Here is a 9,183-nt window from a genome sequence, read left to right as displayed (position 1 = left end):
TGATCCGGTTGCGTTCGGTGTGTGTCATTGGTGTAAGTCCTTATCTAGTTTGTGGTGTGGTAAATTCCCCCAGCGGGGGAACTGAAGATTAGAAAGGAGTTACACCGGACTCAATGACAGCAGCCAAATAACCCCGGTAGTAGTCGGTGGTTAAATCGGTGGTGATTGGTGGTAGTCCGATTACAGCGTCAAACTTTCCATCAAAGTAGGTGAGGGTGAGGGTTTGGGGTTTTGCTTGTGTTAGAGTTGTCATATTAGAGCCTCATTATTTGGGGAATAAGCAAAAGGCGATCGCTCTTGGTGGAACTTGTGGCGGTTGCCTTTTGATTTGTCTTACATTATGTCTTACATTATTGCTTGTAGTCTTACATTCTGTCAATAGGTAAGTATTACATTTTTATTTACAGTAAGACAATAGCAAATTTAGTATTACTTATGTGTGTTTTCATGGCAAAAACCCGGTAACAGTAAGCTACCGGGTTATATTTGAGGACTAGCGACTAAACATTTTCAATTTTGGCTATCATCCCCCGTAGTACATCGTTATCTAGGGATGCTAGGTATTGCTTGAATATTGATTGAATATCAGCTTTAGTGGCTTTGCTGATGTTCCCTACTGGATAGCTGCTGACATACTTTTTATAACCGTTCCAGGTCATTGTAGCCGCGTAGTTTTCTATTTTTTGAATTAGATCATCTTTATCCGTTTCTAAATGTTTAACTGTTTCTGCTTCAACAATTACATCTACTATTTGATCATCTGTTTCCGGTTGTGGTTCTACTGGTGTGGGATGTGGTTCTACTTCTGTCTGAGGGTCAATACTCGCGGTTAATTGTGCTACTGGTGCATTGCCAAACAAGGCGTTTATTGTGGCTTGGTAGTTGATTAACTCATCGGGGCAAATTTCTCTGATGGATGCGATCGCTTCCTGTACCATTTGAGCCGCGCTAACCATCTGACTCTCAACACTACCTAGTTGTTGTAAATAGGCTTGTATATGGCGTTGTTTTTCCTGTAGCTGTTCTATTTGGATTTGAATGTCAGAATATAATTCCTGTTGTGAAGCGATAACTTGATTTAACAACATTGTAGAGATTCCTTATTTAGTAGTGGTTCTAAGCTGGTAAGAATGTGAAGCGGTTTGTCTTACCTTATGTTTTACATTATTGCTTATGTATTACTCTCTGTCAATGGATTTGTCTTACAATTTATTTATTGTAATACTATAAATAAATTGGTCTTACTTATGCGTATTACTTTAAGTAAGACCGTGATAATATAGTAATACAAATATAGTAAGACCAATAGTAAGACTATGAGTGATAAAAGTAAAACTACTACTACGCTTAGTTTTCGATGCCCTCACGATATGCTAGAGGCGATTGACTCTATAGGACGGCAACATTACCCAACGGACAAAAATAGTAAAACTAATAGTGGCTGTGACCGCAGTAAAACTTTATTCCATATCATTCAAGCTGGTATAGCAGCCTTAACTGATGGTGATATCCAAATAGAAGTAAGACCGAGTAAGACATATAGTAAGACCGCTATTGATCAAGGGGAATTAGAGGAATTAGTAAAAAAGCTGATAGGCGAAAACTTACCAGTAATACCGCCGCGTCTTACAGATGACAATAGCTATGTAAAACGCTGTGAGCTTAACCAAAAAGTAGATGACCGGATCGTAAAGGCATTAGGAGAAGACGGTTTATTTTTTGATAGTGCTGCTAATGAAGCGATCGCTAAATCCTACGCTGCCGTGATGGGACAGTTCAATGGACTACTAGAGGAATTACAAGAACTAAAAGCAGCTATTCCTCCTGCCACTGTTCCCAGTCCCCAATCACCAATAACCAATCACCAAACACCTGCACCTGTTCCACAGTCAGCAGTTCCCAATCCCCAATTACCAATTACTGATGATCAAAAAGTAGAAATAATTGAATTGTTGGAGATTGGGGGAATACTAAAAGGTGAAATTTATTACAAACAATTTCTTATTGATAGAGGAATAGATGATCGGATAAGTGCCAATAAGGAAAAATTAGAAAGTGTAGGTATTGTCCTAACAGGTAAACATAAAACACCAGTTTCTAAGATTAATTTTGTGTTGAATAATTTAGGATATGCCCCTCAAAATATAGGACAAAAAACCATTAATGGTACTAGAGGAATTGAATGTTACCAGGTTGTTTAGTCTCCACAAAGTAAGGATAGAAGTTTTTTCTATCCTCATACCATGCCCATTAAAAACCCACCTACCAATAAGGATAGGTGGTTTTAGTTTGCGGTGTAGGTGTGATTACTCCTTGCTAGGCTACGAATAGGCTTAATTGTGTGTAGTTAGCTGGTGATGCTTGATAAGTTCTCAGTTTTGACATGAGCAGCTTTTTGGTACTACTCCATCTCAATTCATAGTCAGCTTCTCCCACACAATTTATGCCAAAAATTGCACCGTCACACAAAGCTATTAATTCATTGGTGGGACAGATAGAGCCGAGTGACCAATTACCCATTACTACCTGTAAATAATCAGGTGGGGTTATGTCTTCTAACATCCCCAAATATTCAAAACCATCTGCTATTAAAGCAGACATAACATAATTGTCTTTCTCTAAAAACCAGCATGGCAAATACCGGGGCTTATCGGTATAGTCGATATCCTTCATCTGTTTTATTGGGGTAGGTGAACTTTGGCGTTAATGCCAGTGCTACCAGTGACATTCGATGTCAAGCATCGCGCTAATTTAACTTTGGTAGCTGTTTCATTGACTCAACAATGTTAGGAATCAAAATCAATAGGCTTACCGTGAAAATGTTGGTAAATTTTCTCAGGACGCAACCAATCAGGTAGAGTAATTGGGTGTTGTTCTAATTCATTACCATCCCCATCTACTAAACCTTCTAAGATGCCTTTAAAAAGTGGTTTTGCTTGGGGTGTAGTTTTTAAATTTAACCTGTATGTTTGGGTTTTAATGGGGTCAGAAATACCACTACATCCACCTAAGCAATCTTGAGTTAAGTTATGGCTGATTAAAATACAATGTTCGTTCCGCTTTCTGGGTGTGGCAATTACGAATGGCACTATATTAGGAGCATTATCAAATTTACCTTTAGCGTTAGTTAATTCATCCCAAATAGACACAATAGGTTTATCTTTTAAGGTTCTATGCTTGGAACGTTCAATAGCTGCTATATAGCCATCGTTGTAAGATTCCCAATCAATTCCTTGTCCATAAATATTGGGTTCTAATGGTACTAAAAATTTCCAAGCATCATTTTTATTTTGGTCGTAGTCGATATCTGTTATTGATTCGATTTTGGCATCTATCAGGTAATGTTTCAGGAGAGCGATGGCTGCTGCTGTATAGCTTTTATAGCTGCCAGCTTTACCATGAATAATAATGGGGGTAAATGATTCTACTAGATACCATAGCCAACTATTTTCATGGGACTTGAGAGCATTGATTAATGATTGTTTTAGTTGTTCATTGGGTGTACTTTTGGTAGTATCTTCTGCTTTATTATTGCCAGATAGCTTATCTATCTTGCGTTTTATTTCTGCTGTTTCTAATTTGTTTTTAACTGTATCTTTATCCAGTTCACTCAGTTGTAATTGATGTTGTTTTAGGGATAATTCCCCTTGTAAAGTACCGTTTAGGTGGTCAAGTTGCAGTTCTCCATCACTTTTCATAGCTTGGATGGTTTCTGATGTTTGACGGGCTATGACTTGTTTGGTGATTTCTGCTTGGTTGCTTTTGGTAAATCCAAATAAATCAATGTGCGTTTGTTCAATTAAATCATTCTCTAATGCACGTATTTTTAACATTTTGAATTGAGAATGAACTGCTTTTTCTTGGTGGTTAGTAAGTGCTTTACTTACTCCATAAGCCGTTAATAATAACCCACTTGAGAAGATGCCAAAATATACTGCTGTATCATCCTCTTTGGGGAGAATTTTAACAACTTTGATAGAATTATCAAATAACTGGTTTCTCCGTTCCCTATCCACCAAATAGCTAACACCTCTCTTAATATCTGCACCTTTACAACTGCTCTGTTTATTACAGTAGAGGGTTTCACTAAATTTATAGGAATCATTAAATAGAGAAATAGATAACATAAATCCCCCTGCGAGTAATGCACCTACTAAGGTTGTAGTAGTTTTCCTTTGACGGTTTAACTGTTCATTGAATGATTTTATTTCTTGCATAACTAACGACTTCCAAATATTTGATTAATAAAATTCATAAATCCTGACTTCTGCATCCACTGGAGAAGTTTATCTATGTTAAGGATAAAATCAATGAAACCAGTAGCTAAATAGTTAATAGTAATAGCTGTAACTAGACCACTAAGGAAGATATTGATACATCCAAAATTCCTAAACCTAAATTTCATTATTTTATGCTCCTAATTAATAATTAAAAGTTCCCAGTAGTGTTACTGGGAACAGATTATTTAACGATTAATCCAAGGATGTGTGTCTGATAATTCTTGCAGTTTTACTTCAGCTTCCAATTCTCCTAAGTACCCTGTTAAGTCCCAATTTACCTTTGTTGGTTCTACCCCAAAATCACGCCATTGTTGTTGATATTTCTCTATATGGTGTTGTTTAAGTCCGTACTCTCTAGCTAGTGGGTTGTTAGTTCCTAAAGTGCCTAAAGAAGCATCTAAATAAGCTACAGGAAACAGAAAATCAATGTCACCATAACTGTGAGTTTTAGCGTTGAGATAAGCTAAATCATTGGTAATTTTAGTTTCACTTTTTGACTGGTAATGTACCCCTAAAAATGCCATTTCTACATGAGTAAAATTGTTTATGACGTAGTTCATACAAGCATCAACTTTATCGAAGTACCTGTTACTGGTTTTATCTAGGTTGTACTGTTCTCTCATGGTTTCCATTAGTCCTAACAGTTCCTTAACTTTGGGGCTGCTTAGGAAGTTGTTAATTTTAGTTCCGTTGGTTATCCATCCTGGTTGTAGATAAATCATGTTAGTTTCCTTTGTGTGTCGAATGAAATAAACCAGTTTAACGTCATGGTTTAGGACACATTTTCATTATTAGCTGAAGATAATTTTCTGATTAGTCCTATTAGAGCGATCGCACCTACACCAATTAACAACGAAGTCCCCACACTAGGCAACTGGAAACTTAACCCCTCACTGCTTTTAATCTCTTGGTAGGTTTGATTTATTTGGGTGTATGTGTTGCTAACTTCTGTAGTGATTCTGGTTGTAGAGTTCCAAGAAACTACACCACCAATAGCAAGTTTAATTATACCTACTAACGGTTTTTGACCTAGTGAAAATTCCCATGATTCACTGTTGATGGAGAAATTAAAACTATCACCAAAATCAATTAAACCAGGGAGGCAGGAGACACAAAAACTAGCTAATTGAATAATTGATAATGTAACTTGTAAGTCGAATAACAACCAACTTAAACTGCATGAGGAGAACTGACAAGCTATGAATAATAAACCGCTATCTATACGCTTTCGTGCTGCTATATCAGAATAAAGTTTAGATTCAATATGGCTTAGATACCTGACTGTTTCTTGATTAATTTCTGTAGATTCTTCACTATCTAGAATTGAATCTAGATCCGGTGGTGTGTGAGGTGCTAACATAATATTAAGAATGTGAAATTAACCTGATGCTATTCCCCCAACCATTACCCGTGATTGGGGGATTACAATTAAAAACCTAATGCTGACTTAAACTCAAGTAATTTACCCATAAAACCAGTTCTGTAGTCTTTCTTGGGTATCAAGTCATAACGTGCCTGTTCACCATTGCTCAAAGCTTCGTTCAGCACTCTATTTTCATATTGCTGGTTAGCTGCAATTTGCCTTACTTCTGGTTGGTTCTCTACCTCTAAAACTGCCACCTGTTGGTCAATTGCTGTTAGATGAGCATTCACGTATCCGCGTATTTCTTGATAGTTAAGCTGGTACTGGTGACGTACATTCTCAGTTTTTTTGTCTAGTAAGAACTGGTTAGCAAGTTCTACACGCTGGTTAATGTATTTCTGATTAGCTAATGACGTTTGCATACCTGCTTTATCTATCGCTAGAGATGATTTACCACTAGCTTTGAGGATGTCAGCTAGTGCTAAGTTATAGGTTTCAGTACCTTCAATAATTGTGAGATAAGCATCTTTTAGTTTTGGTGCAAATTCTTTCATAAACCCAGCTTGTCTTGATAGTTCCCCTATCTTCTGCATACTGGATAAATCACCCATAACTGCACGTTCAAAGTCACTCAAAGTAATGCCAAACTTGTTAGATAGTTGGCTGTTTAACGCTCGACCTCTAGAGGTTATATGGTTCTTAATCTTCATGCTTTTAGCAGGTGGTAACGCTTTCATTATTTAACCTCTATGTATGTATTTGGGTCAGTAAAATATCTGTGAGTTGGTTTATTTATTTGATGGTTGTAGCGTAGGTTATCCAGAATAACTAAACCAGATATAAGGGCAATTCCTATTAATAAAAATGTAGGATTTATCCTTATTTTTAAGTTAGGATGCTTCGGGTAATTTGAACCTGGATAACGTACCCGCGAGTTTACTTTTAAAGTCTGTAGACTGCTGTACAAGCTGCTGGTTAAGCTGTTTCAATCCATTGGTTAATGTTTGGGAATTTTCCTCAAAACCATCACTAGCTACCTGACTAATCTCGTTAATAGTGTTAACTATTTTCTGGTTATTGCTTGCTATTTTGTGCTGCACATAGGCGATAATTGCACCCTTTACCTGTTCTAATGTTTGGGTGAAGTCATCACTACCAGCGTCAAAGTTATCAGCTATATTTTCAATGTCTTGAGTGCTTAACTCAATCCCCAAATTAACAGCAGTAGAAGCAACTAATTCATTTTTGGTAGTGGTTGCTAGTTCTGAAGATTGGGGTAATGTTTCCGTTTCTTCCGTGATGGTTGGTTGGATGTTTCCGTTTTCAACATCTACACAGATGGATGTTTCCTGTTTGGTAGTTGGGGCTATCACTTCCTCCTCTTGGTTGTCTACGTTGTAAACCGTGTCTACATCTTCACTATCCAAACTATTAACTAAAGCATCCTGATCCGGTGCAGCTTCATTAGTTGCCAGTCCCTCTACATCTTCACTGGCTACTGTTAGCTGACTAGTGTTACATAGGAAGTATTCAGTAGTGCTAGTTTCCTCTTGTTTGGTAATGTTTTCAATGTTTGCTGCATTACTTCTGAGATAATCTTTAATCTCTCCTGATGTAGCTATTACCCCTTTACGTTTTAGGCTTGACTGAATACGTTTAGCAACTGTGGTTAACATTCTTTACGCTCCTATTTTTGATAGTTGAGAATTTTGGACTTTTGACTTATAGATAAGTGCTACTGCACAGATAGGAATTAGCACTTGTTTGGCATAAAATGATTTAGCTTTAAATCCCCCGGCTGTTTTAAACCATCTGCTGATAGTGCTTTGATTGGGTGTAATTCCTAATTTATCCAGTAGAGTTATGAATTGTTCACCTGTACAACCTTCACCAATGCTTGACTCTATTTTTGATATTTGTCCTTTGATTTTGTGGTACTGGGAAAAGTAGCGGGGTGAGATATTCCGTAACATCAAAAACAGTTCAAAACCCTTTTTATCTAGAGTTAATTCTGCTGATTGCATAGCTTTACGAACTCTCCACCAGTGGGAATCACAAACCCTAGAACCTAGCACTGTTTCATAAATAATCCTTGCACTCTCCATGATTTTTTTATGCGTTATGCGTAAGATGGATTTTGCATTTATTCAATGCGTGCTTTTTACATCTCGCGTATCTGCCATTTACATCTTGTGTATATGCGTTTTACATCTTGCATTTTGCGAGTGCAAGATTAATGCACTAACTGAAATATGCGATATCTGCAAAGCAAAGCTGGGCGGTGTTGATACCTCCACCTATTGATATTTGGTGCTTTTGCCTATGCTCTTGACTTGCATAGTGGACATGATGCTATCTTATCCTATATGGGATGTTTATGTAAATATCCCATTAATACCAAACATCCCAAGTTAAGATTTTTTCTAAAAAGACGGGTAAGCTGGGGTATATATACCATCAGTGATATTTATCCTTGTGACTGCTACAAAGAAAAATTCAGAACCTATCCCAAGTCTTAAGGTTAATTTCCCCGACAGAAGCCTAAGAGACAGGTTTAAAGCTGCCTGTGCGCTAAACGGGAAAAACATGAATGAGGTGATTATTGAGTTTGTGCATCAGTATGTAGAGGAGAACGACCCTACGCAAAAAGCATCATAACCATACACAAATGAACACTTATACAGGATGTATCTATGGTTCAAGGAAAACTAGAAGTAACTATAAAAATTAATGAGTTGCCAGAAGCTAAAACAGTAGAAAACGGCTGGCAACAGTTCGAGGTAGATTGTGACGGACGGATTATTAGCGTTACTGTCAAACCCAAAATGTGGAAGAAGCTAACAGATGCTCAAGCAAACTTTCCCATGTGGGTAGCTGCCATTGCTGGAAAGCTGGGAGAGGCAACCGATAACGGGTTTGTGCTGAATGAACCGAATATCCAGGTTTTTGAGAAAAAGCCTAAAGCACCTACTGAGGATGCGGCTTAGGAGGGGCGATCGCACCCCACACACCCCACACACCCCACACACACAATAAGCAGGAGGAATATATACAAAATCTTAATATTTCATTTTTGCATAACCTTGATGCAATTCTTGAATAAAAAAATGTAGCTTATGATACGGTTATAAGCTGTTCTAAGTTCATTATTTTGTATCGTTATGATACAGATTGCCTCTTAAAATAGTAACGACATTATTTTACAAGTGTTGGTACATAAGCGTTATACCTATCATATATAGCATAGAAAGCACATAACGCTTGACATATTTAAAGCGGCTTCTGTTTCAGGTGTATCAAGTGTTTCAGAAAGTGTCAGGTTAGTTGACGTTTGGGCTTTTATGATAAACTCAATACATACCCAACTAACGGGTTAAAAAAAATGCGGCTACCAGATCCGTCACCTGAACCGAGTAACTTGCAATTACTCAATGACCAAAATCCGATAACCAACAAGTAGTTAATTAAAAATATTCGTTTTTATATATTAACTACTTTAACACAAACTACACAACGATTACAAGTTGTATGTTCTAAATT

The 9,183-nt window shown here is 37.2% G+C and carries 12 protein-coding genes; 3 read left to right on the top strand and 9 right to left on the bottom strand.

Annotation, left to right across the window (positions count from 1 at the left end; genetic code table 11):
* Window positions 1-88: 88 nt before the first annotated feature.
* Together H6G73_RS22830 and H6G73_RS22825 are read right to left on the bottom strand one after the other, a co-directional pair.
* Complete coding sequence (locus tag H6G73_RS22830; RefSeq protein ID WP_190608615.1) at window positions 89-253, bottom strand: hypothetical protein; 165 nt, start codon at window positions 251-253, stop codon at window positions 89-91.
* 247 nt (window positions 254-500) lie between these two features.
* Window positions 501-1,088 carry a hypothetical protein gene (locus H6G73_RS22825; protein WP_190608613.1) on the bottom strand — a complete coding sequence of 196 codons (588 nt, stop codon included), beginning with the start codon at window positions 1,086-1,088 and terminating at the stop codon, window positions 501-503.
* A gap of 228 nt (window positions 1,089-1,316) precedes the next feature.
* Between H6G73_RS22825 and H6G73_RS22820 the strand changes: the two genes are divergently transcribed.
* Window positions 1,317-2,201: a hypothetical protein gene (locus H6G73_RS22820; RefSeq protein ID WP_190608612.1), complete on the top strand. Its 885-nt coding sequence runs from the start codon at window positions 1,317-1,319 to the stop codon at window positions 2,199-2,201.
* 115 nt (window positions 2,202-2,316) lie between these two features.
* Here H6G73_RS22820 and H6G73_RS22815 read toward each other — a convergent pair whose 3' ends face one another.
* From H6G73_RS22815 to H6G73_RS22785, 7 genes are all read right to left on the bottom strand, one after another.
* Window positions 2,317-2,673, bottom strand: coding sequence for a hypothetical protein (locus tag H6G73_RS22815; protein ID WP_190608610.1), 357 nt, complete (start codon window positions 2,671-2,673; stop codon window positions 2,317-2,319).
* A 113-nt stretch (window positions 2,674-2,786) separates the two neighbouring features.
* Entirely contained in the window at window positions 2,787-4,217 is a 1,431-nt protein-coding gene (locus H6G73_RS22810; RefSeq protein ID WP_190608608.1) for a hypothetical protein, read from the bottom strand.
* Window positions 4,218-4,465: 248 nt separating this feature from the next.
* Window positions 4,466-5,002, bottom strand: coding sequence for a hypothetical protein (locus H6G73_RS22805; protein WP_190608606.1), 537 nt, complete (start codon window positions 5,000-5,002; stop codon window positions 4,466-4,468).
* A gap of 50 nt (window positions 5,003-5,052) precedes the next feature.
* Complete coding sequence (locus tag H6G73_RS22800; RefSeq protein WP_190608605.1) at window positions 5,053-5,640, bottom strand: hypothetical protein; 588 nt, start codon at window positions 5,638-5,640, stop codon at window positions 5,053-5,055.
* A gap of 68 nt (window positions 5,641-5,708) precedes the next feature.
* Window positions 5,709-6,380 (bottom strand): hypothetical protein, encoded by a 672-nt coding sequence (locus H6G73_RS22795; RefSeq protein WP_190608603.1) that lies wholly within the window; start codon window positions 6,378-6,380, stop codon window positions 5,709-5,711.
* A 153-nt stretch (window positions 6,381-6,533) separates the two neighbouring features.
* Entirely contained in the window at window positions 6,534-7,319 is a 786-nt protein-coding gene (locus H6G73_RS22790) for a hypothetical protein (RefSeq protein WP_190608601.1), read from the bottom strand.
* 3 nt (window positions 7,320-7,322) lie between these two features.
* Window positions 7,323-7,748, bottom strand: a complete 426-nt coding sequence (locus H6G73_RS22785) for a hypothetical protein (protein ID WP_190608600.1) — start codon at window positions 7,746-7,748, stop codon at window positions 7,323-7,325.
* Between the two features lie 355 nt (window positions 7,749-8,103).
* On the opposite strand from H6G73_RS22785, the gene H6G73_RS22780 reads away from it, so the two are divergent.
* Both H6G73_RS22780 and H6G73_RS22775 read left to right on the top strand, forming a co-directional pair.
* On the top strand, window positions 8,104-8,301 hold the full coding sequence (locus tag H6G73_RS22780) for a plasmid partition protein ParG (RefSeq protein WP_313949010.1): 198 nt from the start codon (window positions 8,104-8,106) through the stop codon (window positions 8,299-8,301).
* A gap of 35 nt (window positions 8,302-8,336) precedes the next feature.
* Window positions 8,337-8,630, top strand: a complete 294-nt coding sequence (locus tag H6G73_RS22775) for a fertility inhibition FinO-like protein (protein WP_190608598.1) — start codon at window positions 8,337-8,339, stop codon at window positions 8,628-8,630.
* Window positions 8,631-9,183: the final 553 nt, after the last annotated feature.

The organism is Richelia sinica FACHB-800 (genome assembly GCF_014698825.1).
In the GTDB taxonomy this organism is placed as follows: Bacteria; Cyanobacteriota; Cyanobacteriia; order Cyanobacteriales; family Nostocaceae; genus FACHB-800.
This window is presented reverse-complemented; position numbering and strand designations above follow the sequence as displayed.

Coding starts and splice junctions, on each gene's coding strand:
- H6G73_RS22820 (WP_190608612.1), top strand. CDS start 1,317: ATGAGTGATAAAAGTAAAACTACTACTACGCTTAGTTTTCGATGCCCT.
- H6G73_RS22805 (WP_190608606.1), bottom strand. CDS start 5,002: ATGATTTATCTACAACCAGGATGGATAACCAACGGAACTAAAATTAAC.
- H6G73_RS22775 (WP_190608598.1), top strand. CDS start 8,337: ATGGTTCAAGGAAAACTAGAAGTAACTATAAAAATTAATGAGTTGCCA.
- H6G73_RS22815 (WP_190608610.1), bottom strand. CDS start 2,673: ATGAAGGATATCGACTATACCGATAAGCCCCGGTATTTGCCATGCTGG.
- H6G73_RS22785 (WP_190608600.1), bottom strand. CDS start 7,748: ATGGAGAGTGCAAGGATTATTTATGAAACAGTGCTAGGTTCTAGGGTT.
- H6G73_RS22790 (WP_190608601.1), bottom strand. CDS start 7,319: ATGTTAACCACAGTTGCTAAACGTATTCAGTCAAGCCTAAAACGTAAA.
- H6G73_RS22830 (WP_190608615.1), bottom strand. CDS start 253: ATGACAACTCTAACACAAGCAAAACCCCAAACCCTCACCCTCACCTAC.
- H6G73_RS22800 (WP_190608605.1), bottom strand. CDS start 5,640: ATGTTAGCACCTCACACACCACCGGATCTAGATTCAATTCTAGATAGT.
- H6G73_RS22795 (WP_190608603.1), bottom strand. CDS start 6,380: ATGAAAGCGTTACCACCTGCTAAAAGCATGAAGATTAAGAACCATATA.
- H6G73_RS22810 (WP_190608608.1), bottom strand. CDS start 4,217: ATGCAAGAAATAAAATCATTCAATGAACAGTTAAACCGTCAAAGGAAA.
- H6G73_RS22825 (WP_190608613.1), bottom strand. CDS start 1,088: ATGTTGTTAAATCAAGTTATCGCTTCACAACAGGAATTATATTCTGAC.